Here is a 21,079-nt window from a genome sequence, read left to right as displayed (position 1 = left end):
TTGGATACTGGCGTGGGCCCATTTTCATGGGCGAGCCAGTGGGGGAGAACGACGCATACGGCCAAAAGGGGATCGATGTGGCCAAGCTTCATTGGCAGAATTTGTTGGTGGCCTGTACTGGCCCTTTCGCGGGTGAACCCGCTCCCACAGGTACAGTGTTGCACCTGAGTGGGTGCAATCCCTGTGGGAGCGGGTTCACCCGCGAAAGGGCCGGTACAGTTCAACCGCGAAAATGGCTTGGCGCTACACCACTCCAGCGCTGGAAGGCATGCCGAAAACTGGCGGTCTCGCTGAACCCCAGGGACTCGGCAATCCGGTAGATCGGCATCTGCGCATCAGCCAGCAACTGTTTGGCCCGCTCGAACCTCAGTTCATCCAGCAGCTGTTGATAACTGCTGCCCAACGCCTGCAAATGCCGGCGCAGGGTGCGCGATGAGCAGTTCATCTGCCGTGCCAGCCCTTCCAGCCCGGGCGCTGCATCCAGTTGCTGCGCCAGCAGTTGGCGAATCCGCCCCAGCCAGGCCTGGCGGCCGGTGAATTCCAGGTTCAGGCGCCGGCAGCGTTCGCTCATTGCCTTGTGGGTAATCGGGTCGGCCAGCGGCAGTGGCGTGTCCAGCCAGCGCCGTTCGAAGGCAAAGGCATTGTCCTCGGCGTCGAAACCGACCGGGCACTGGAATGCCCCGGTATAGAGAGCATGGTAACCGGGCCGTGGGTGTTCAAAACGAGCACCCAGCAGGGGCAGCGGGCGGCCGAGCAGGTCGTCGCAGATGACCTTCAGCGACACCAGGCAGAACTCTGCATTGAAGGCGGTCAGCGCCGGGCTGTCGTGGTAATCGCTGGCGCTGAACCAGACACGCTGACCGTCATCGAGCAAACGCAGCTTGAAGATTGTTCCCAGCAGTGCCGGATACTGCAGTGCCAAGCGCAAGGCGTCACCCAAAGTGGCACTGGAGAGCAGGGCGTAACCAAGCATGCCGTAGCACGACACATGCATGCGCTGGCCCAGCTCCAGGCCTATATCTTCGCGTCGGGCAACGGCGTTGGCGCACACCTGCAGTTCCTGCTGGGTGGTGATACGCGCATCGGCATGGCCCAGGTCTGCCGGGCCGATGCCGCTGCCGGCCAGCAGCGCCGACGCCTCGCAACCGTCTGCCTGGAAGACGTTGAGGATCAGCGAAACCGCGTTGAGGGTGGTCAGGTGGCTGTGCAGCATGCTGGGTAATCCCGTTGGCCTGGGACGCATTATGGAGCAAGTTGTGTGCCGATGTTCGGGGGGCCGAAAAGCAGCCCCAAAATCCTTCAGGCAAAAAAAAGGCCCGAAGCATAGGCTCGGGCCTTTGAAAGGTTGAGAGGTGTCTAGTCCCTCGACCTGGTGAGACTGTTTACAGCAGCCTGGTTACGCCTTCAGCGGAACCAGACGGGGAGCGATCATGTTTTCCGGACGCAGGATGTCGTCGAGCATCGCGTCGTCCAGCAGCTTCTCTTCGCGCACCAGTTCCAGTACGCCGCGGCCGGTTTCCAGGGCAACGCGGGCGATACGGGTGGCGTTTTCGTAGCCGATGTACGGGTTCAGGGCGGTGACCAGGCCGATCGAGTGCTCGACCAGTTCACGGCAGCGCTGTTCGTTGGCGGTGATGCCGACGATGCAGTGCTCGCGCAGCATGTCCATGGCACGTTGCAGCAGGCGGATCGAGTCGAAGATCTTGTAGGCGATCAGCGGCTCCATCACGTTCAGCTGCAGCTGGCCACCTTCGGCGGCGACGGTCAGGGCCAGGTCGTTGCCCATGATGGCGAAGGCCACCTGGTTGACGGCTTCCGGGATAACCGGGTTGACCTTGCCTGGCATGATCGAGCTGCCTGGCTGACGCGCTGGCAGGTTGATCTCGTTGATGCCGGTGCGTGGGCCGCTGGACAGCAGGCGCAGGTCGTTGCAAATCTTCGACAGCTTGACTGCAGTACGCTTGAGCATGCCGGAGAACAGTACGAAGGCGCCCATGTCGGAGGTGGCTTCGATCAGGTCGGCAGCCGGTACCAGCGGTTGGCCGCTGATGGCAGCCAGGCGCTGTACGGCCAGGGCCTGGTAGCCAGGGTCGGCGTTGATGCCGGTACCGATGGCGGTACCGCCCAGGTTGATTTCGGTCAGCAGTTCCGGGGCCAGCGAGCGCAGGCGCTGCAGGTCCTCGGTCATGGTGGTGGCGAAGGCACGGAATTCCTGGCCCAGGGTCATCGGTACCGCGTCCTGCAGCTGGGTACGGCCCATCTTCAGTACGTGGTCGAACTCTTTACCCTTGGCAGCGAAGGCCTGGATCAGGCTGTCGAGGCTGGCCAGCAGCGCGTCGTGGCCCAGCAGCAGGCCCAGGCGGATAGCCGTCGGGTAGGCGTCGTTGGTCGACTGCGCCATGTTCACGTCGTTGTTCGGGTGCAGGTACTGGTACTCACCCTTCTGGTGGCCCATGGCCTCCAGCGCAACGTTGGCGATCACTTCGTTGGCGTTCATGTTGGTAGAAGTACCAGCACCGCCCTGGATCATGTCCACCACGAACTGGTCGTGGTAATCGCCTTTGATCAGGCGGGCGCAGGCTGCGGTGATGGCAGCGTGCTTGGCATCGCTCAGGTGGCCCAGCTCACGGTTGGCGTCAGCAGCAGCCTGCTTGACCATGGCCAGGGCCACGACCAGCTTCGGGTAGTGCGACAGCGGAACACCGGAGAGGTGGAAGTTGTTGGCAGCGCGCAGGGTCTGGATGCCGTAGTAGGCATCTGCAGGAACTTCAAGGGTACCCAACAAATCTTTTTCGACGCGGAACGATGCAGCGGAGGACATGATGTATATCATCTCGATTTTGACCCGGCACATGCCGGAATGGCGCCAATCCTAGGCCTGAAGGTGATTTTGCGGCCAATGCTGTTGCACGCTAACCTATGCACAAACGGCATAGTGTTTCATGTGACGCCAATTGATATTCGAGCGTGTTCCATTTTGGTGCGCGCCAGGAGATGTGCTTCGTGAACCTTGAAAGCAAATGGCTGGAAGACTTCAGCGCGCTGGCTGCGACCCGCAGTTTTTCCCAGGCGGCAGAGCGGCGTTTCGTTACCCAACCTGCCTTCAGCCGGCGTATACGCAGTCTGGAAGCAGCTTTGGGCCTGCAATTGGTGAATCGTTCCCGCACGCCGATCGAACTGACCGAGGCCGGGCAGCTGTTTCTCGTCACCGCGCGTACTGTTGTCGACCAATTGAGCGAAATTCTCCGCCATTTGCATCACCTGGAGGGCGGGCAGGGTGAAGTGGTACAGGTGGCCGCTGCACACTCGCTGGCGTCGGGCTTTTTCCCGCGTTGGGTGGCCCAGTTGCGCAACGATGGTTTGAACATCGCCACCCGCCTGGTTGCGACCAACGTCGGAGATGCCGTACATGCATTGCGTGAAGGTGGTTGCGACCTGATGCTGGCCTTCTATGACCCGGATGCCGCCTTGCAGATGGATGCCGAAATCTTCCCGTCGCTGCACATGGGCACCACTGAAATGTTGCCGGTGTGCGCCGTGGATGCCGACGGCAAGCCGTTGTTCGACCTGGAAGGCGAGGGCAGTGTGCCGCTGCTGGCGTATACCGCCGGCGCTTTCCTCGGTCGGTCGGTCAATTTGCTGCTGCGCCAGCGAAATCTGCGCTATACCACCGTCTACGAAACCGCCATGGCCGACAGCCTCAAGAGCATGGCGTTGGAGGGCATGGGCATCGCCTGGGTGCCGCGCCTGTCGATGCGTGGCGAACTGGAGCGGGGCGAACTGGCGATCTGCGGCGGCAGCCAGTGGCATGTGCCACTGGAAATTCGTCTGTACCGCTGCGCACTGGTGCGCAAGGCCAACGTCCGCTTGTTGTGGCGAAAGCTTGAGTCGTCAGGCGCACAAGGTGAGGCTTCAGTTTGAGTTGTATTTCAAGTAGTCCGCGATATTCGCGCGATTCTTGTCGCTATAGCGGTAGCAATTGGATCGGGCCGGTACACGGGGGTGGGTGTACGTTTCACACACCCAGCCATTGAATTTCAGTTCGGCATCTTCGTGCGTGGCGCCTAGCAAATGACCGATTTCATGGGCTGGAGCACCGTATGCACCTGCCGACGCAATAGCCGTGTTTTGCTTCTGATAGGCAAGGCCTGCGTTGTAGTTCAGGCCGCTGTGATCATAGCTGTTGCGCGTCAGCAGCAGCTGTTTATCCATAAAGGAAAAGGATGGGTGGCGCTGTTGTTCATGCAGTTGCCGGGCGAAGGCCTCGAGTAGTTGAGCGGACGGCATTCCTGCATAAGCAATATCGGTAATGTGTTCTACCTCGCGTTGAAATATGACCTCGATGGACTGTTGGCTGAAACTGCGCATCTCGTCCAGCCAATGCTGAAAGAAGTCCTTGTTCAATTGCTCATCGCTCATGTCGGCAAGGTCGTCGTGAACATAGACGGTGACGGTAAGCGAGCGGGCAGCAGAAGCAGCTGGCAGTTGCAAGCTGAGTACCAGGCCACACGAAAGCGCGAAGAGGCGTGAAACACTCATATGTACGTACCTGAATTTTCGAGATCGGGGATACAAGCGTCTGGTATTCGTCAACCCAGAGGCGGCAGGAAAAAGTTGTCCTGCGAGACAGCTTGCCCTTTGATCAGACATGTGCTTGCGGGGGTGGGCGCAGGGCCTTGAAATACGCTACAATCCCGCGCCTTCGGCCGACCTGGTCGATTTAGAATCCGTATGACAAGCCACGCCGGCCCACCTGCGTGGCTTGTTGCTTTTAGCGCGCCAGAAGGCGCTTGCAGGAGAGGCTCGACGATGAGTGCACTGGTTGGCGTGATCATGGGCTCCAAGTCCGATTGGTCCACCCTTAGCCACACCGCCGATATGCTGGAAAAACTCGGCATTCCCTACGAGGTGAAGGTGGTTTCCGCCCACCGTACCCCGGATCTGCTGTTCCAGTATGCCGAGGAGGCTGAGGGTCGTGGCATCGAGGTGATCATCGCCGGTGCCGGTGGCGCTGCCCACCTGCCAGGCATGTGCGCCGCCAAGACCCACCTGCCGGTGCTGGGTGTGCCCGTGCAATCGTCGATGCTGTCGGGTGTCGATTCGCTGCTGTCGATCGTGCAGATGCCAGCCGGCGTGCCGGTTGCCACCCTGGCCATCGGTCGTGCCGGTGCGGTCAACGCGGCGCTGCTGTCGGCCAGCATCCTCGGCGCCAAGTACCCGCAGTACCACGCGGCGCTCAAGCAGTTCCGCACGGAACAGACCGACACCGTGCTGGACAACCCAGACCCGCGCCAGGCTTGAGGCTCAACCCATGAAGATCGGTGTAATCGGTGGCGGCCAGCTGGGCCGCATGCTGGCCCTGGCGGGTACCCCGCTGGGCATGAACTTCGCCTTCCTCGACCCGGCGCCGGACGCCTGCGCCGCGCCGCTGGGCGAGCACCTGCGTGCCGACTACGGCGACCAGGACCACCTGCGTCAGCTGGCCGACGAAGTCGACCTGGTCACCTTCGAGTTCGAAAGCGTCCCGGCCGAGACCGTGGCCTTCCTCTCGCAGTTCGTGCCGGTGTACCCCAGCGCCGAAGCGCTGCGCATCGCCCGTGACCGCCTGTTCGAAAAGAGCATGTTCCGTGACCTGGGTATCCCTACCCCGGCCTTCGCCGACATCCTCTCGCAGGCCGACCTGGACGCCGCGGTGGCCAGCATCGGCCTGCCGGCCGTGCTGAAAACCCGCACCCTGGGTTACGACGGCAAGGGTCAGAAGGTGCTGCGCACGCCTGAGGACGTGGTCGGTACCTTTGCCGAGCTGGGCAGCGTACCTTGCCTGCTGGAAGGCTTTGTGCCGTTCACCGGCGAAGTGTCGCTGGTAGCCGTGCGTGCCCGTGATGGTGAAACCCGCTTCTACCCGCTGGTGCACAACACCCACGAAAGCGGCATCCTGCGCCTGTCGGTCGCCAGCCAGGCGCATCCGCTGCAGGCCCTGGCCGAAGACTACGTCGGCCGTGTGCTGCAAAAGCTGGATTACGTAGGCGTCATGGCCTTCGAGTTCTTCGAAGTGGACGGTGGCCTGAAGGCCAACGAAATTGCCCCGCGCGTGCACAACTCAGGGCACTGGACCATCGAAGGCGCCGAATGCAGCCAGTTCGAGAACCACCTGCGCGCCGTCGCCGGCCTGCCGCTGGGCTCGACCGCCAAGGTCGGCGAGAGCGCGATGCTCAACTTCATCGGTGAAGTGCCGGCGGTGGAAAAGGTAGTTGCCATCGGTGACTGCCACCTGCATCACTATGGCAAGGCGTTCAAGGCCGGTCGCAAGGTTGGCCACGCCACCCTGCGCTGCCACGACATGGCCACCCTCGAGCGCAAGATTGCCGAAGTAGAAGCCCTGATCGGCAACTGATCGAACTTCTACCAGCGGCTTGCCCTCTGAAATGGCAACGAGCCAAAGCGCTGTCTAGGCTTTGGCTTGTTCCATCTTCACTGCAGAGGGATTGCCATGGGTATCATTGGAACCATCTTCATCGGCCTCATCGTTGGCCTGCTGGCCCGCTTCATCAAGCCGGGCGACGACAGCATGGGCTGGATCATGACCATCTTGCTGGGGATTGCCGGCTCCCTGCTGGCCACCTACGGCGGCCAGGCACTGGGCATCTATCAGGCCGGGCAGGCTGCGGGATTCCTTGGCGCGCTGGTCGGTGCCGTGATCCTTCTGCTGATTTACGGATTCATCAAGAAGCGCTGATTAGTGGTTAGAATGCCCGGCAATTCATTGGAGTTGCCGAGCATTTTCATGCGTGCCTTTTTCCTCGCCCCACTGTTGCTGGCCAGCGCCCTGGCCCATGCCGAACTGCCTGAAACCGACTGGCTGGAGCTGATGCCCGAGTCTGATCAGCAGGCGCTCGAGCAAATGCCCGAAATCGACCACAATTCGCCGGAAGCCATGGGTACCTTTATCGACAAGGGCGGCCTGAAGCAGAGCAAAGGCCTGCCGGCGGTGATGTACTCGACCAAGACGGTGGCGGCCATGAATGGCAAGGATATTCGCCTTGGGGGCTACCCGGTGCCGCTGGAGAGCGATGCCAAGGGCAACAGCACGCTGTTCTTCCTGGTGCCGTACCCGGGCGCGTGCATCCATGTGCCGCCGCCACCGCCGAACCAGCTGGTGCTGGTGCGCTATCCGAAGGGTCTGAAGATCGATGATATCTACACACCGCTGTGGGTCAGCGGCAAGCTGAAGGTGGAGAAGGTCAGCAATGACCTGGCCGATGCGGCCTATGCGCTGGATGCCGGGAAGGTGAGGGTGGTGGAGGACGCAGACCTCTGATCGCCTGTACTGGCCTCTTCGCGGGCAAGCCCGCGAAGAGGCCAGCATAGGCACTGCAAGACTCAGATCATTTCACAGCCAATCCTGACCGCCAGCGAGCTGCTGCCCCCAGGCTTCAATTCCACCAAGTCATCCCACACATTCGCCGTCTCGATGCACAGCATCCGCTGCCACCCATCGTCGGCCATGTCTGGCAGTTCCCTGGCCCGTTCAGTCCAAGGGTTCCAGATCACCGCCGAGCGCGACCCACTGCTGGTCAAGGTAATGCGCCGCTTCCAGTGCGGGTCGACGATGCTCAGGGTTTGCGGGGTCGCCAGGTAGATCCGGTCAGTCTCCCCGGCAAACGCCAGCGGCCCCTTCTGCTGGCACTGCTCCCAGTCAGCCAGGGTCTCGATATAGCTCAGCCCCTCCACCCCTTCGACCCGCGCCTGGCGAACGTCACTGACCGCGAAGTAGCTGTGCAGGGCCTGGCTGATGGTCACGGGGGTATTGCCCATGTTGCGGCTGGTCAGGTTCAGCCGCAGGTCCTCGCCCAGCTCCACTACCAGCTTCAGCTCGACGTCATGAGGCCAGCCAGGCAGGTCACCCTGCGCTTCCGGCAGTTCGAATTCGATGCGCAGGCCTTCGCCCGCCTCCTCGATACCCAGCAATTGCCAGTCGCGCGCGCGCGCCAGGCCGTGGGCGGGGGCCTGTTCGCCGTGGTACATGGCCTGCACGGCCTGGGGGTTGCGCTGCAGGTTGCCGAACCACGGCCAGCACACCGGCACACCGGCGCGTACCGACTTGCCCTTACGGAAGATGGCCTGGTCGCTCAGCCACAGCAGCGGTGGCTGGCCAACGCGCTGGTAGCTGAGAATCTGCGCGCCCTGCTGGGCGATCAGTAGTTCGGCGTGGTCACTGCTGATACGCCAACAGTTGAGTTCGCCATGTTGCTCGGTTATGACCTGGAAGGTAGCCATTGCATTCATCTCATTGATTGCCAGTGGGCCTTGGACCCGGGCACATGCAATGAGTTTACCGCCGGCGTGGCTCAGCGACGAGGTACGGAGCGGGTGCGGCCACTGCCGTCGATAGCGACGAAGACGAAGACTGCTTCGGTGACCTTGCGCCATTCGCTAGACAGCGGGTCGTCGCTCCACACTTCGACCATCATCTGGATCGAGCTGCGGCCGATTTCCAGGGTTTGGGTATAGAACGATAGCTGCGCGCCGACGGCGACCGGGACCAGAAAGGCCATGCGGTCGATGGCCACGGTGGCCACGCGGCCGCCGGCGACACGACTGGCCATGGCGGTGCCGGCCAGGTCCATCTGGGCGACAAGCCAGCCGCCGAAGATGTCGCCAAACCCGTTGGTTTCGCGCGGGAGTGCGGTGATCTGCAAGGCCAGGTCGCCTTGCGGGATTGGATCTTCTTGTTCGAGCTCAATCATGCGATGGGGCCTCTGACCCGTGACGCTTTTCGTTGGTGTGGCGCAAAGGCCGGGTAAACGATTCAGCTTGAAACATACTACGCCGATTTCGTTTCACTGGGCGGCCGTAGGGAAACTCTGCGAAACCGCCTGACAGTAATGACCGGCGTTTTCGCACAACATCCCACGTTAGGAGCAACCTTTTCCTACGAAGTGCCAGTATATAGAGCATAACGGCCAGCGACGACCGCGCATTCATGAATATGTGTAGGGATTTTGTATCGCTTTCGGCGCAGCTCAGCAATTTGCTATCTTCGCCTGTCTCCCAATCCAGAAGCCGCATGCCAAGCGGCCTGCATGCCCACAAAGAGAACAATGAGCGATGACCTCCGTGCCGAGCAGTATCGAGCAGCCTTCGCGGCCGCTGACCCGCAGTGACTACAAGACTCTCTCACTGTCCGCCCTGGGCGGCGCGCTGGAGTTCTACGACTTCATCATTTTCGTGTTCTTCGCCACAGTGGTCGGCAAGCTGTTTTTCCCGGCTGACATGCCCGAATGGCTGCGCCTGATGCAAACCTTTGGCATTTTCGCCGCCGGCTACCTGGCGCGGCCGCTGGGCGGCATCATCATGGCCCACTTCGGTGACCTGCTCGGGCGCAAGAAGATGTTCACCCTGAGCATCTTCATGATGGCCCTGCCAACGCTGATCATGGGCCTGCTGCCCACCTATGCACAGATCGGCATGTGGGCGCCGATCCTGTTGCTGCTGATGCGCGTGATCCAGGGCGCAGCCATCGGAGGCGAGGTACCGGGCGCCTGGGTATTCGTGTCCGAGCACGTGCCAGAGCGCAACACCGGCTACGCCTGCGGCACCCTCACCGCAGGCCTGACCGCGGGCATCCTGCTTGGTTCGCTGGTGGCGACCCTGATCAACAGCGTCTACAGCGCACAGGAAGTGGCCGATTACGCCTGGCGTATCCCGTTCCTGCTTGGCGGTGTATTCGGCCTGTTCTCGGTGTACCTGCGCCGTTGGCTGCACGAAACCCCGGTGTTCGCCGAGATGCAGCAGCGCAAGGCGCTGGCCGAGGAGCTGCCGTTGCGCGCGGTGCTGCGTGACCATCGCGGCGCGATCATCCTGTCGATGCTGCTGACCTGGATGCTGTCAGCCGCCATCGTGGTGCTCATCCTGATGACTCCGGCGCTGCTGCAGAGCATCTACCACATCAGCCCCACCGACTCGCTCAAGGCCAACAGCCTGGCCATCGTGCTGCTCAGCTTCGGCTGCATCGGCGCTGGCAGCCTGGCCGATCGCTTCGGCGCGGGCCGGGTGTTCGTGATCGGCAGCCTGCTGCTGCTGGCGACCTCCTGGACCTTCTACCACAGCCTGCCGACCCGGCCCGAACTGCTGTTCCCACTGTATGCAGTGACCGGCCTGTGCGTGGGCGTGATTGGCGCGGTGCCTTATGTGATGGTCAAGGCGTTCCCGGCGGTGGTGCGCTTCAGCGGGCTGTCGTTCTCGTACAACGTGGCCTACGCGATCTTTGGCGGGCTGACGCCGATGGTGGTGACTGCGCTGTTGAAAGTGAGCCCGATGGCGCCGGCCTACTATGTGGCGGGGCTGTGTGCCGTTGGTCTGGTTGTTGGCCTGTACCTCCTGGCCAACAAGCGTTAAGGCTGCTGGCCTCTTCGCGGCTAAAGCCGCTCCTACAGAAATCGCACCGGCTTCAAGGCAATGCCGCACCTGTGGGAGCGGCTTTAGCCGCGAAGAGGCCAGACCTGCTTTTGATGATGGCCTTTCATCCAATTGTCATATTCAAGTCATATCGTATTCATGCGGCCTGCAGATACTTGGGCCCGTTCCATCCAACACCCCAATATTCCTGCTAGGAGCAAGGCATGAAACTGAAGCGTTTGATGGCGGCCCTCACCTTTGCCGCCGCTGGCGTTGCAACCGCCAACGCGGTAGCCGCTGTCGATCCTGCGATCCCGACCTACACCAAGACCACTGGTGTTTCGGGCAACCTCTCCAGCGTCGGTTCGGACACCCTCGCCAACCTGATGACTCTGTGGGCCGAGGCCTACAAGAAGGAATATCCGAACGTAAACATCCAGATCCAGGCTGCCGGCTCCTCCACCGCGCCACCCGCGCTGACCGAAGGCACCGCCAACCTCGGCCCGATGAGCCGCAAGATGAAGGACGTCGAGCTGCAGGCCTTCGAGCAGAAGTACGGCTACAAACCGACCGCCATCCCGGTCGCCGTAGACGCCCTGGCTGTGTTCGTGCACAAGGACAACCCGATCAAAGGCCTGACCATGGCCCAGGTCGACGCCATCTTCTCTTCCACCCGCCTGTGCGGTGGCAAAGCCGACGTCAAGACCTGGGGTGACCTGGGCGTGACCGGCGACCTGGCCAACAAGCCAGTACAGCTGTTCGGCCGTAACTCGGTATCGGGCACCTACGGCTACTTCAAGGAAGAAGCCCTGTGCAAAGGCGACTTCAAGCCTAACGTCAACGAACAGCCTGGCTCGGCTTCGGTCGTGCAGTCGATCAGCTCCTCGCTGAACGGCATCGGCTACTCGGGCATCGGCTACAAGACCGCCAGCGTCAAGACTGTGGCCCTGGCCAAGAAGGAAGGCGGCGAGTTCGTTGAAGACAACGAAGCCAACGCTCTGAACGGCACCTACCCGCTGTCGCGCTTCCTGTACGTCTACGTCAACAAGGCTCCGAACAAGCCTCTGGCTCCGCTGGAAGCCGAGTTCGTCAAGCTGGTGCTGTCGCAAGCCGGCCAGCAGGTCGTGGTGAAGGATGGCTACATCCCGCTGCCGGCCAAAGTCGTCGACAAGACCTTGGCTGACCTGGGCCTGTCCCACGCAGGTAACGTCGCAAAGAAGTAAGTAACTGAGGGGGAGGCCGGCGCTGATGCCCGGCCTCTTCCACGAAATTTCAGTCCGAAGCCAGGTTTCCTGTGCGGCGGGCTTTCGTGCGTCACCAATTTGTAATGTTTTTGTCACACGGGACCGCTAGGGTGTGCGCATGAATGATCTGGCCAATTCCAACATGACCCAAAACTCCCAGCCCGTGCGGATTGATTTCAATACGCCGGAGTTGCAACGCAAGCGCCGCATGCGCGCGCTAAAGGACCGCCTGACCCGCTGGTATGTACTGGTGGGCGGGCTTGCCGTATTGGCGGCTATCACCCTGATCTTCTTTTATCTGGCCTATGTGGTGCTGCCGCTGTTCCAGGGCGCCGAGCTGACCAGCAAGAAAGCCCTGGAGCCGAGCTGGCTGCAACAGGATGCCGGCAAGCCGCTGATGATCGCGCTTGAAGAGCAGAACCTGGTGGGCATGCGTGTTTCGGACAAGGGCCAGGCACTGTTCTTCGATACCAAGACCGGTAACGAGCTCAAGCGTGTCGACCTGCCACTGCCGGCAGGCACCCAGGTCACTTCGATCAGTGCCGATCAGCCGGGTAGCCCGCTGGTGGTGCTGGGCTTGTCCAATGGCCAGGCACTGGTGTTTCACCACACCTACAAGATCACCTACCCGGACAACAAGAAAACCATCGCCCCCGGCATCGACTACCCGTACGGCGAGCAGCCGTTCGTGCTCGACGAGCAGGGGCGTGCGCTGGATCATGTCAGCGTAAACGTCAATGGCGACACCCTGCTGCTGGCTGGTTCCACCGGCGCGCACCTGCAGGTGGTCGAGTTGACCCGCACCGAAAACATGATGACCGAAGAGGTCACGACCGAGCAGAACCGCATCGAACTGCCGCAGATGACCGAAACGGTGAAGAACATCTTCATCGACCCGCGTCAGCAGTGGCTGTACGTGATCAACGGCCGTGCCACCGCGGACGTGTTCAACCTGCGCGACAAGAGCCTCAACGGCCGCTACAAACTGTCTGAAAGCGCCGACACCGAAATTACCGCCACCGCCCAGCTGGTCGGCGGCATCTCGCTGATCATTGGTGATTCCAAGGGCGGCCTGGCCCAGTGGTTCATGGCCCGTGACCCGGATGGCGAATCGCGCTTCAAGCTGATCCGCACCTTCCAGATGGGCAAGGCCGCGGTCGTACAGATCGACGCCGAAGAGCGCCGCAAGGGCTTCGTCGCCCTCGACGCCGCAGGCGAGCTGGGCGTGTTCCACAGCACCGCGCACCGTACCCTGCTGGTCGAGCCGGCCGCCGAAGGCCCTGGCATTCTGGCCCTGTCGCCACGTGCCAACCGCATCATCATCGAAGAAGGCGGCAAGCTGCTGCCACTTAGCCTGCGCAACCCGCATCCGGAAATTTCCTTCAGCGCGCTGTGGGGCAAAGTTTGGTACGAGAACTACGACGAGCCGAAATACGTCTGGCAATCGACCGCTTCGAACACCGACTTCGAGCCCAAACTGAGCCTGTCGCCGCTGACCTTCGGTACCCTCAAGGCTGCGTTCTACGCCATGATCCTGGCGGCCCCGCTGGCGATCGCCGCGGCCATCTACACCGCCTACTTCATGGCCCCGGGCATGCGCCGCAAGGTCAAGCCGGTGATCGAACTGATGGAAGCGATGCCGACGGTGATCCTCGGCTTCTTCGCCGGCCTGTTCCTGGCCCCGTATCTGGAAGGCCACCTGCCGGGCGTGTTCAGCCTGTTCCTGCTGATGCCGCTCGGTATCCTGCTGGCCGGCTTCGCCTGGACCCGCCTGCCCGAGTCGATTCGCCTGCGTATCCCGGATGGCTGGGAAGCGGCGATCCTGATCCCGGTCATCCTGTTCACCGGGTGGTTCGCCCTGACCATGAGCCCGCACCTCGAGAACTGGTTCTTTGGCGGTGACATGCGCCTGTGGATCACCAACGACCTGGGGATAACCTACGACCAGCGCAATGCCCTGGTCGTGGGTATCGCCATGGGCTTCGCGGTCATCCCGAACATCTACTCCATCGCCGAAGACGCCGTGTTCAGCGTGCCGCGCAGCCTGACCCTGGGCTCCCTGGCCCTGGGAGCGACGCCATGGCAGACCCTGACTCGCGTGGTCATCCTCACCGCCAGCCCAGGTATCTTCTCGGCGCTGATGATCGGCATGGGCCGTGCGGTGGGCGAGACCATGATCGTGCTGATGGCCACCGGCAACACCCCGGTGATGGAGCTGAACCTGTTCGAGGGCATGCGCACCCTGGCCGCCAACGTGGCGGTGGAAATGCCGGAATCGGAAGTCGGCGGCAGCCACTACCGCGTGCTGTTCCTGGCCGCGCTGGTGCTGCTGATGTTCACCTTCATCATGAACACCTTGGCCGAGCTGATTCGCCAGCGTCTGCGCAAGAAATACTCGTCGCTTTGATAGAAAGGTAGCGATCCGTGAAAAAGGATTCCCTCAAAGGCTGGTTCAAGAGCGGCGCCCCAGGCGTCTGGATGAGCGGCGGCGCGGTGGCCATGGCAGTGATCATGACCGTTGGCCTGCTGGCGGTGATTGCCGTGCGCGGCCTGGGCCACTTCTGGCCGGCCGATCTTGTCCAGGCTACCTACAAGGTGCCGGGCCAGGCCGACCATGTCGTCATTGGCGAAGTGGTGCAAAAGGAAGAAGTACCCCGTGCCCGTCTGAAGGGCGCCGGCCTGCCAGTGCCTGACCAAGGCCCGGAGTTCATGACCCGTGAGCTGATCAAGGTGGGCAACCGCGACCTCAACGGCAGCGACTTCACCTGGGTGGTCGGCGACTGGCTGGTCGACGAAAGGCACCCGACCGACCTGGTCGCCCTGGAGCGCCGCGAGTGGGGCAACTTCTACGGCTACCTGGTCAGCATCAAGGAAGAAGGCCGCGTGGTCGCCGAAGGTGCTGCGGCCTGGGTCGAACTGCAGGCCCGCCTCAAGCGCGCCAACCAGCTCAACAGCGAACTGCAAAGCCTCGAAAAGAAAGACATCGGTGCCATCAACCATGGCCTCGAGCGCCTGCGTCTGCAGGCGCGCAAGCTGGAGCTGGACGGCAAGCTGGACGCCGCCGCCCAGGCTGACATGGACGCCGAGCGCGCCGGGCTGAACAGCCGATACAAGGCCATCGAAGACCGCCTGACTGGCCTGCACCAGGCCTTCGCTCGCGACAGCCTGGTGGCCCGCGATGGCAACGGCCGTGAAGTGGAAATCAACCTCAGCAAGGTGGTACACGCCATCCAGCCTAACGCCATGTCGGGGTTCACCAAGCTGGGCACCTACTTCACCAAGGTCTGGGAGTTCCTCAGCGATGACCCGCGTGAAGCCAACACTGAGGGCGGTATCTTCCCGGCCATCTTCGGTACCGTGATGATGACTCTGATCATGGCCGTGATCGTCACCCCGTTCGGTGTGCTGGCTGCCGTGTACCTGCGCGAATACGCCAGACAGGGCCCGGTGACCCGCTTGATCCGCATCGCGGTGAACAACCTGGCTGGTGTGCCCGCGATCGTCTACGGCGTGTTCGGCCTGGGCTTCTTCGTCTACGTGCTGGGCGGCTCGATCGACCGCTTGTTCTTTCCCGAAGCACTGCCGGCGCCAACCCTGGGTACCCCAGGCCTGTTGTGGGCATCGCTGACCCTGGCGCTGCTGGCCGTGCCGGTGGTGATCGTGGCCACCGAGGAAGGCCTGGCGCGTATCCCGCGCACCGTGCGCGAAGGCTCGCTGGCCCTGGGCGCTACCAAGGCCGAGACCCTGTGGAAGATCGTCCTGCCGATGGCCAGCCCGGCGATGATGACCGGCATGATCCTCGCCGTGGCCCGCGCCGCCGGTGAAGTGGCGCCGCTGATGCTGGTGGGTGTGGTAAAGCTGGCTCCATCCCTGCCGGTGGACGGGAACTACCCGTACCTGCACCTGGACCAGAAGATCATGCACCTGGGCTTCCATATCTATGACGTCGGCTTCCAGAGCCCCAACGTAGAAGCCGCGCGGCCGCTGGTATACGCCACGGCGTTGCTGCTGGTGCTGGTGATCGCGGCCCTCAACCTCTCGGCCGTGTGGATCCGTAACCACCTGCGCGAGAAGTACAAGGCCCTCGACAGCTGATCCTGATTGCAAGCGTGCCGCCCGTGAAACGGGCGGCCCTTAGAAACGAATTGTTAGCGTATGGAGTTGACCATGCAGCAAGAATCCCATACCCACGGCATCGACATGTCTGCCCTGGGCCGCGACAAGCAGAGCCTGCGCCTGGCCGAAGAAACCGTAGCCATCGAAGTGCCGGGCCTGAGCCTGTTCTACGGTGACAAACAAGCGCTGTTCGATGTGCAGATGAACATTCCCAAGCAGCGCGTGACCGCCTTTATCGGCCCGTCCGGCTGCGGCAAGTCGACCCTGCTGCGCACCTTCAACCGCATGAACGATCTGGTTGATGGTTGCCGCGTGGAAGGCGCCATCAACCTGTATGGCAATAACATCTACCGCAAGGGCGAAGACGTGGCCGAGCTGCGCCGTCGTGTGGGCATGGTGTTCCAGAAGCCCAACCCGTTCCCAAAGACCATCTACGAAAACGTGGTCTACGGCCTGCGGATCCAGGGCATCAACAAGAAGCGCGTGCTGGACGAAGCGGTCGAATGGGCGCTGAAGGGCGCGGCACTGTGGGACGAGGTCAAGGACCGCCTGCACGATTCGGCACTGGGCCTGTCCGGTGGCCAGCAGCAGCGTCTGGTCATCGCCCGTACCATCGCCGTGGAGCCGGAAGTGCTGCTGCTCGACGAACCGTGCTCGGCACTGGACCCGATCTCGACCCTGAAGGTCGAGGAACTGATCTACGAATTGAAATCCAAGTACACCATCGTCATCGTGACCCACAACATGCAGCAGGCGGCCCGTGTTTCGGACTACACCGCGTTCATGTACATGGGCAAACTGGTCGAATTCGGGGATACCGACACCCTGTTCACCAACCCGGCGAAGAAACAGACCGAAGACTACATCACCGGTCGCTACGGCTAATCGCCGCTCCGGATAGGTGCCTGGCCGCTGTGGGAGCGGGTTTACCCGCGAAGCAGGCGCCGCGGTGTCTGGCACCGGCTTCGCCGGTGTTCGCGGGTAAACCCGCTCCTACAGGCCAGGGAACGAGACGAACAAATTGAAGCTTGCAGCTTCTTCGCGGAGCGAACGATGATCAACAAAGAAAGCCTTACGCATCACATTTCCCAGCAGTTCAACGCCGAGCTCGAAGAGGTGCGTAGTCACCTGCTGGCCATGGGTGGCCTGGTCGAAAAGCAGGTCAACGATGCAGTCACTGCGCTGATCGAAGCCGACTCGGGCCTGGCCCAGCAAGTGCGCGAAGTCGACGAGCAGATCAACCAGATGGAGCGCAACATCGACGAGGAGTGCCTGCGCATCCTCGCCCGTCGTCAGCCGGCGGCCTCCGACCTGCGTCTGATCATCAGCATCTCCAAGTCGGTGATTGACCTGGAGCGCATCGGTGACGAGTCGACCAAGATCGCCCGCCGCGCCATCCAGCTGTGCGAGGAAGGCGAGTCACCGCGCGGCTATGTCGAGGTGCGCCACATCGGCGACCAGGTACGCAACATGGTCCGCGACGCGCTGGATGCCTTTGCCCGCTTCGACGCCGACCTGGCGCTGTCGGTGGCCCAGTACGACAAGACCATCGACCGCGAATACAAGACCGCCCTGCGTGAGCTGGTGACCTACATGATGGAAGACCCGCGCTCGATCTCGCGGGTACTGAGCGTTATCTGGGTCCTGCGTTCGCTGGAGCGTATCGGCGACCATGCGCGCAATATCTCCGAGCTGGTGATCTATCTGGTGCGCGGCACCGACGTGCGTCACATGGGCCTCAAGCGCATGACGGCAGAAGTGCAAGGCACTGCTGTTTCCGACGGCGAAAACGCTAATGTTCCGGCCGAACCTGACGATAAGTAAGGTTGCTCCCGAGCATCGACGCCCGGCCTTGGCCGGGCGTTTTCGTTTGCGGTCGAGGAGCCGGCAGGCACCCGCGAACGATGTGAAGAAGTCCCGGCGTGACCAGGTTGTAGCAAGTGGCCATTATTCGGCGGTAGGCTAGTCGGGATTCAGAAGGAGTATCGATGAGTAAAGTGAATGTGCTGGTCGTGGATGACGCCCCGTTTATCCGTGATCTGGTCCGCAAATGCCTGCGCAATGCCTTCCCGGGCATGACCATCGACGACGCCGTCAACGGTCGCAAGGCAATGGCCATGCTGGGCAAGGAAGCGTTCGACCTGGTTCTGTGCGACTGGGAAATGCCGGAAATGTCCGGCCTGGAACTGCTCACCTGGTGCCGCCAGCAGCCTGAGTTGAAGAACCTGCAATTCATCATGGTGACCAGCCGTGGCGACAAGGAAAACGTCATCCAGGCGATTCAGGCGGGCGTTTCCGATTTTGTCGGCAAGCCATTCACCAACGAGCAATTGCTGACCAAGGTGAAAAAGGCCCTGACCAAGATCGGCAAGCTCGACAGCCTGATGTCCAGCGGCCCGGCACGGGCCAACTCGGCGTTCGCCAATGACTCGCTGAATGCGCTGACAGCCGGCAAGCCTGAAGCGGTGAAGGTCGCGGCGCCAGCTCCGGCACCTGCAACCGCACCCGCCAGGCCAGTGGCCAATGCCCCCCGGCCCGCCACTCCCGCGCCGACCGGTCGTGGCCAGGGCCAGTTGCGCCTGGCCGGCGGCATGCAGCCGTGCGTGATCAAGGCGCTGAGCCTGAAAGAGGCGCTGCTGGTGGTGCGCCGTGGCGAAGCGCTTCCCCAAGTACTGGAAGGCGCAGTGTTGGACCTGGAACAGGGCGAGAACGCCGAAGTTGCGCGCCTGAACGGCTACCTGCATGCCGTCGCGGCACTGGAACCCAAGCCTGACAGTGACTGGTTGCAACTGACCTTCAAGTTCGTCGATCAGGATGCCCAGAAGCTCGACTACCTGTCGCGGCTGATTGCCCGCGGGACGGCGCAGAAGCATTTCACCCCGGGCGCCTGAGTAATGACTACTGGCTCCATTGCGGGCAAGCCAGCTTGTGTCTTCAAGGTCTCTTAAACTCGAAAGGGTGAGAGCAGTGGATGGCAGACTGAAAGCCAGGTGTGCTCTAAGGAAATCCTGAAAAAGACTTCCTGATTTGGCAAAATCCCCGGACACCAATCGCCGAGCTTTTCGATGATGAAACAAATGACCTTCGCCGATGCCGAGTACGCCGGTAAGCGCAAGCAGACCCGCAAGGAGCTGTTCCTGATAGAGATGGATCGGGTCGTACCCTGGGAGGGTTTGATTGCTCTGATCAAACCTCATTACCCAAAGGGCGAAGGGGGCCGTCCAGCCTATCCGCTGATGGCGATGCTGCGGATTCATCTAATGCAGAACTGGTTCGGTTACAGCGATCCGGCGATGGAAGAGGCGCTGTACGAGACGACGATCCTGCGCCAGTTTTCCGGTCTGAGCCTGGAGCGAATCCCGGATGAAACCACCATCCTCAACTTCCGTCGCCTGCTGGAAAAGCATGAGTTGGCCACCGGTATTCTCGGCGTGATCAATGGCTATTTGGGCGACCGTGGCTTGTCACTGCGACAAGGCACCATCGTCGATGCCACTCTGATTCATGCGCCCAGTTCGACCAAGAACAAGGACGGCAAACGCGACCCGGAAATGCATCAGACCAAGAAGGGCAACCAGTATTACTTCGGTGCCAAAGCTCACATTGGTGTCGACGATGAGTCCGGGCTTGTGCACAGCGTGGTGGTCACTGCGGCCAACGTCGCGGACGTAACCCAAGTCGACAAACTGCTGCACGGTGGTGAGAACGTGGTCTGCGCTGATGCGGGCTATACCGGTGTAGAGAAGCGTGAAGAGCATGAGGGGCGCCAAGTCATCTGGCAGATTGCAGCCCGGCGCAGCACTTACAAAAAGCACGGTAACCGCAGCGCGTTATACAAAGCGATACGTAAGATCGAAAGAGCCAAGGCCCAGGTTCGCTCCAAGGTTGAGCATCCATTTCGGGTGATCAAGCGCCAGTTTGGTTATACGAAAGTGCGCTTCCGAGGCTTGGTGAAAAACACTGCTCAGATGGTGACGCTGTTCGCCCTGTCGAACATTTGGATGGCGCGTCGACATTTGCTCTCCAATGCAGGAGAGGTGCGTCCGTGAAGAGTGAAGTGACTGCTGCGAGGTGCTTGCAGCGGCAAAAAAGGCTGAAATAGACGGCAGGTTTGACCGGGATTTGAGCGGCTACCGTTTTTTGAAAGTGTCGATGGCGAAGTAGCCGGAAAACAGGGGCTACTTCAGACCATCCCTAAAGCACGAGTGGGAGCCTAGTCGCCATCCACCTCCCACTCTGACCTAAGCCCGAACAGTTGAATGAGTGGCGAACTCGCAGTCACAAGCTAGGGCTAAGTCAGAGTGCTCTCACTTCTTGAGTGTAAGAGGGCTTGGCGATGATTTCCTACTTCGTTGGTCTCGACGTTTCGAAAGCGACTCTGGATGTGGGCTTTCTTCCTGAAAGTATTCCCCAGTTCCAGGTCAGGAATGACTCCGAGGGCTTTGCGCAACTGATCGCATGCCTGAACGAGCTTGAGGTCGAACGGGTCTTGCTGGAAGCCACCGGTGGCTATGAACGGGCCGTATTCAAAGCCTTGCGACTGGAGGGTTTGAACGTCGTCAGGGTCAACCCCAGGCGCTGTCGGGACTATGCGAGTGCCATGGGCAAAATTGCCAAGACTGACAAGATCGACGCCCAGATGCTGGCGCGGTTTGCCAGGGACTTCGAGGACTTGCCGCAGATAGAGCCTAATCAAGATCGGGATGAACTGGGAGAGCTCATCAAACTCCGTGGCAATCTTGTCCAGCATCGGGATGATGACAAGCGTCGGATGAAACAAACCACTTCAGCTACGGCCATTACCGTTTATACCGAGCATGTCGCTTACCTGAATGATCAGATTAAGGCCTTGGACAAGGCGATTGAGCGTGCCTCGAACGTGCTGGATCGCACGACAGCCATGCGGCTAAGGTCTGTGAAAGGGATTGGCGTCATCAGTTGTGGCACCTTCATGGCCTACCTACCTGAGCTGGGAAGCGTGACGGGGCGCGAAATTGCAGCCTTGGCTGGGTTAGCGCCGTACAACAAAGACAGCGGCAAGAAGAGTGGCCCGAGGAAGATCGAAGGCGGGCGTTACAGAGTCCGCAAGGCGGCCTACATGTCGATCTGGTCAATGATCCAGCATGTCCCAGAAGTTAGAACCCGCTATGAAGCCCTGATAGCCCGAGGCAAGCGCGCAAAAGTTGCCGCAGTGGCGTGCATGCGCGTGTTGCTGGTGCGCCTGAACGCAATGCTGCGTGACGGAACGGAGTGGAAAGAGCTCAAGCCTCAGGTACCCGCACCCTGATCACGAACGAGGATCGATTTTCTACAAATGCGGG

At 61.3% G+C, this 21,079-nt stretch carries 19 protein-coding genes; 14 read left to right on the top strand and 5 right to left on the bottom strand.

Going from position 1 to position 21,079, the window contains the following annotated elements; translation table 11 throughout:
- Positions 1–220: 220 nt before the first annotated feature.
- Both KDB76_RS28515 and aspA read right to left on the bottom strand, forming a co-directional pair.
- A complete protein-coding gene (locus tag KDB76_RS28515; protein ID WP_013974830.1) occupies positions 221–1,213 on the bottom strand; it encodes an AraC family transcriptional regulator in 993 nt (330 codons plus the stop codon).
- Positions 1,214–1,396: 183 nt separating this feature from the next.
- Entirely contained in the window at positions 1,397–2,821 is a 1,425-nt protein-coding gene (aspA, locus tag KDB76_RS28510; RefSeq protein WP_003260072.1) for an aspartate ammonia-lyase, read from the bottom strand.
- Positions 2,822–3,003: 182 nt separating this feature from the next.
- On the opposite strand from aspA, the gene KDB76_RS28505 reads away from it, so the two are divergent.
- Positions 3,004–3,921, top strand: coding sequence for a LysR substrate-binding domain-containing protein (locus KDB76_RS28505; protein WP_013974829.1), 918 nt, complete (start codon positions 3,004–3,006; stop codon positions 3,919–3,921).
- Here KDB76_RS28505 and KDB76_RS28500 read toward each other — a convergent pair.
- On the bottom strand, positions 3,913–4,539 hold the full coding sequence (locus tag KDB76_RS28500) for a hypothetical protein (RefSeq protein WP_013974828.1): 627 nt from the start codon (positions 4,537–4,539) through the stop codon (positions 3,913–3,915). The two genes, KDB76_RS28505 and KDB76_RS28500, sit on opposite strands and share 9 nt — an antisense overlap.
- Before the next feature lie 270 nt (positions 4,540–4,809).
- Between KDB76_RS28500 and purE the strand changes: the two genes are divergently transcribed.
- The 4 genes from purE to KDB76_RS28480 all read left to right on the top strand — a co-directional run bounded on the left by purE (position 4,810) and on the right by KDB76_RS28480 (position 7,318).
- Positions 4,810–5,301 (top strand): 5-(carboxyamino)imidazole ribonucleotide mutase, encoded by a 492-nt coding sequence (purE, locus tag KDB76_RS28495; RefSeq protein ID WP_003253304.1) that lies wholly within the window; start codon positions 4,810–4,812, stop codon positions 5,299–5,301.
- A 10-nt stretch (positions 5,302–5,311) separates the two neighbouring features.
- Positions 5,312–6,394: a 5-(carboxyamino)imidazole ribonucleotide synthase gene (locus KDB76_RS28490; RefSeq protein ID WP_013974827.1), complete on the top strand. Its 1,083-nt coding sequence runs from the start codon at positions 5,312–5,314 to the stop codon at positions 6,392–6,394.
- A 96-nt stretch (positions 6,395–6,490) separates the two neighbouring features.
- Positions 6,491–6,736 (top strand): GlsB/YeaQ/YmgE family stress response membrane protein, encoded by a 246-nt coding sequence (locus KDB76_RS28485; protein ID WP_013974826.1) that lies wholly within the window; start codon positions 6,491–6,493, stop codon positions 6,734–6,736.
- A gap of 12 nt (positions 6,737–6,748) precedes the next feature.
- Positions 6,749–7,318: a DUF3299 domain-containing protein gene (locus KDB76_RS28480; RefSeq protein WP_038410299.1), complete on the top strand. Its 570-nt coding sequence runs from the start codon at positions 6,749–6,751 to the stop codon at positions 7,316–7,318.
- Between the two features lie 62 nt (positions 7,319–7,380).
- Here the strand turns inward: KDB76_RS28480 and KDB76_RS28475 are convergent, their stop codons facing one another.
- Positions 7,381–8,277, bottom strand: coding sequence for a D-hexose-6-phosphate mutarotase (locus tag KDB76_RS28475; RefSeq protein WP_024087924.1), 897 nt, complete (start codon positions 8,275–8,277; stop codon positions 7,381–7,383).
- 71 nt (positions 8,278–8,348) lie between these two features.
- Positions 8,349–8,747 (bottom strand): acyl-CoA thioesterase, encoded by a 399-nt coding sequence (locus KDB76_RS28470; RefSeq protein ID WP_003253317.1) that lies wholly within the window; start codon positions 8,745–8,747, stop codon positions 8,349–8,351.
- Between the two features lie 361 nt (positions 8,748–9,108).
- Here KDB76_RS28470 and KDB76_RS28465 point away from each other — a divergent pair, with 361 nt between their 5' ends.
- The 9 genes from KDB76_RS28465 to KDB76_RS28425 all read left to right on the top strand — a co-directional run bounded on the left by KDB76_RS28465 (position 9,109) and on the right by KDB76_RS28425 (position 21,045).
- Positions 9,109–10,398, top strand: coding sequence for an MFS transporter (locus KDB76_RS28465; protein WP_003258167.1), 1,290 nt, complete (start codon positions 9,109–9,111; stop codon positions 10,396–10,398).
- 224 nt (positions 10,399–10,622) lie between these two features.
- Entirely contained in the window at positions 10,623–11,621 is a 999-nt protein-coding gene (locus KDB76_RS28460) for a phosphate ABC transporter substrate-binding protein PstS (RefSeq protein WP_013974822.1), read from the top strand.
- A 139-nt stretch (positions 11,622–11,760) separates the two neighbouring features.
- Positions 11,761–14,049 carry an ABC transporter permease subunit gene (locus tag KDB76_RS28455; RefSeq protein WP_023660638.1) on the top strand — a complete coding sequence of 763 codons (2,289 nt, stop codon included), beginning with the start codon at positions 11,761–11,763 and terminating at the stop codon, positions 14,047–14,049.
- 71 nt (positions 14,050–14,120) lie between these two features.
- Positions 14,121–15,737, top strand: coding sequence for a phosphate ABC transporter permease PstA (pstA, locus tag KDB76_RS28450; protein ID WP_169774682.1), 1,617 nt, complete (start codon positions 14,121–14,123; stop codon positions 15,735–15,737).
- 72 nt (positions 15,738–15,809) lie between these two features.
- Positions 15,810–16,643 carry a phosphate ABC transporter ATP-binding protein PstB gene (pstB, locus tag KDB76_RS28445; protein WP_003258171.1) on the top strand — a complete coding sequence of 278 codons (834 nt, stop codon included), beginning with the start codon at positions 15,810–15,812 and terminating at the stop codon, positions 16,641–16,643.
- A gap of 168 nt (positions 16,644–16,811) precedes the next feature.
- The gene (gene phoU, locus KDB76_RS28440) at positions 16,812–17,582 is read left to right on the top strand and encodes a phosphate signaling complex protein PhoU (protein ID WP_013974818.1); all 771 of its coding nucleotides are present in this window, start codon (positions 16,812–16,814) and stop codon (positions 17,580–17,582) included.
- A gap of 164 nt (positions 17,583–17,746) precedes the next feature.
- On the top strand, positions 17,747–18,649 hold the full coding sequence (locus tag KDB76_RS28435; RefSeq protein WP_024087923.1) for a response regulator: 903 nt from the start codon (positions 17,747–17,749) through the stop codon (positions 18,647–18,649).
- A 177-nt stretch (positions 18,650–18,826) separates the two neighbouring features.
- A complete protein-coding gene (locus KDB76_RS28430; RefSeq protein WP_024086516.1) occupies positions 18,827–19,807 on the top strand; it encodes an IS5-like element ISPa26 family transposase in 981 nt (326 codons plus the stop codon).
- A gap of 287 nt (positions 19,808–20,094) precedes the next feature.
- Entirely contained in the window at positions 20,095–21,045 is a 951-nt protein-coding gene (locus KDB76_RS28425) for an IS110 family transposase (protein WP_013970357.1), read from the top strand.
- The last annotated feature ends 34 nt before the right edge of the window (positions 21,046–21,079 follow it).

This window comes from Pseudomonas sp. JS425 (genome assembly GCF_018223845.1).
GTDB classification, from domain to species: Bacteria; Pseudomonadota; Gammaproteobacteria; order Pseudomonadales; family Pseudomonadaceae; genus Aquipseudomonas; species Aquipseudomonas asiatica.
This window is presented reverse-complemented; position numbering and strand designations above follow the sequence as displayed.

Bases quoted from the DNA above. Each gene is read 5' to 3' on its own strand.
- KDB76_RS28460 (WP_013974822.1), top strand. From the start codon at position 10,623: ATGAAACTGAAGCGTTTGATGGCGGCCCTCACCTTTGCCGCCGCTGGC.
- KDB76_RS28515 (WP_013974830.1), bottom strand. From the start codon at position 1,213: ATGCTGCACAGCCACCTGACCACCCTCAACGCGGTTTCGCTGATCCTC.
- phoU (WP_013974818.1), top strand. From the start codon at position 16,812: ATGATCAACAAAGAAAGCCTTACGCATCACATTTCCCAGCAGTTCAAC.
- KDB76_RS28430 (WP_024086516.1), top strand. From the start codon at position 18,827: ATGAAACAAATGACCTTCGCCGATGCCGAGTACGCCGGTAAGCGCAAG.
- KDB76_RS28425 (WP_013970357.1), top strand. From the start codon at position 20,095: ATGATTTCCTACTTCGTTGGTCTCGACGTTTCGAAAGCGACTCTGGAT.
- KDB76_RS28500 (WP_013974828.1), bottom strand. From the start codon at position 4,539: ATGAGTGTTTCACGCCTCTTCGCGCTTTCGTGTGGCCTGGTACTCAGC.
- KDB76_RS28475 (WP_024087924.1), bottom strand. From the start codon at position 8,277: ATGGCTACCTTCCAGGTCATAACCGAGCAACATGGCGAACTCAACTGT.
- KDB76_RS28465 (WP_003258167.1), top strand. From the start codon at position 9,109: ATGACCTCCGTGCCGAGCAGTATCGAGCAGCCTTCGCGGCCGCTGACC.
- KDB76_RS28435 (WP_024087923.1), top strand. From the start codon at position 17,747: ATGAGTAAAGTGAATGTGCTGGTCGTGGATGACGCCCCGTTTATCCGT.
- pstB (WP_003258171.1), top strand. From the start codon at position 15,810: ATGCAGCAAGAATCCCATACCCACGGCATCGACATGTCTGCCCTGGGC.
- purE (WP_003253304.1), top strand. From the start codon at position 4,810: ATGAGTGCACTGGTTGGCGTGATCATGGGCTCCAAGTCCGATTGGTCC.
- KDB76_RS28470 (WP_003253317.1), bottom strand. From the start codon at position 8,747: ATGATTGAGCTCGAACAAGAAGATCCAATCCCGCAAGGCGACCTGGCC.
- aspA (WP_003260072.1), bottom strand. From the start codon at position 2,821: ATGTCCTCCGCTGCATCGTTCCGCGTCGAAAAAGATTTGTTGGGTACC.
- KDB76_RS28455 (WP_023660638.1), top strand. From the start codon at position 11,761: ATGAATGATCTGGCCAATTCCAACATGACCCAAAACTCCCAGCCCGTG.
- pstA (WP_169774682.1), top strand. From the start codon at position 14,121: ATGAGCGGCGGCGCGGTGGCCATGGCAGTGATCATGACCGTTGGCCTG.
- KDB76_RS28490 (WP_013974827.1), top strand. From the start codon at position 5,312: ATGAAGATCGGTGTAATCGGTGGCGGCCAGCTGGGCCGCATGCTGGCC.
- KDB76_RS28485 (WP_013974826.1), top strand. From the start codon at position 6,491: ATGGGTATCATTGGAACCATCTTCATCGGCCTCATCGTTGGCCTGCTG.
- KDB76_RS28480 (WP_038410299.1), top strand. From the start codon at position 6,749: ATGCCCGGCAATTCATTGGAGTTGCCGAGCATTTTCATGCGTGCCTTT.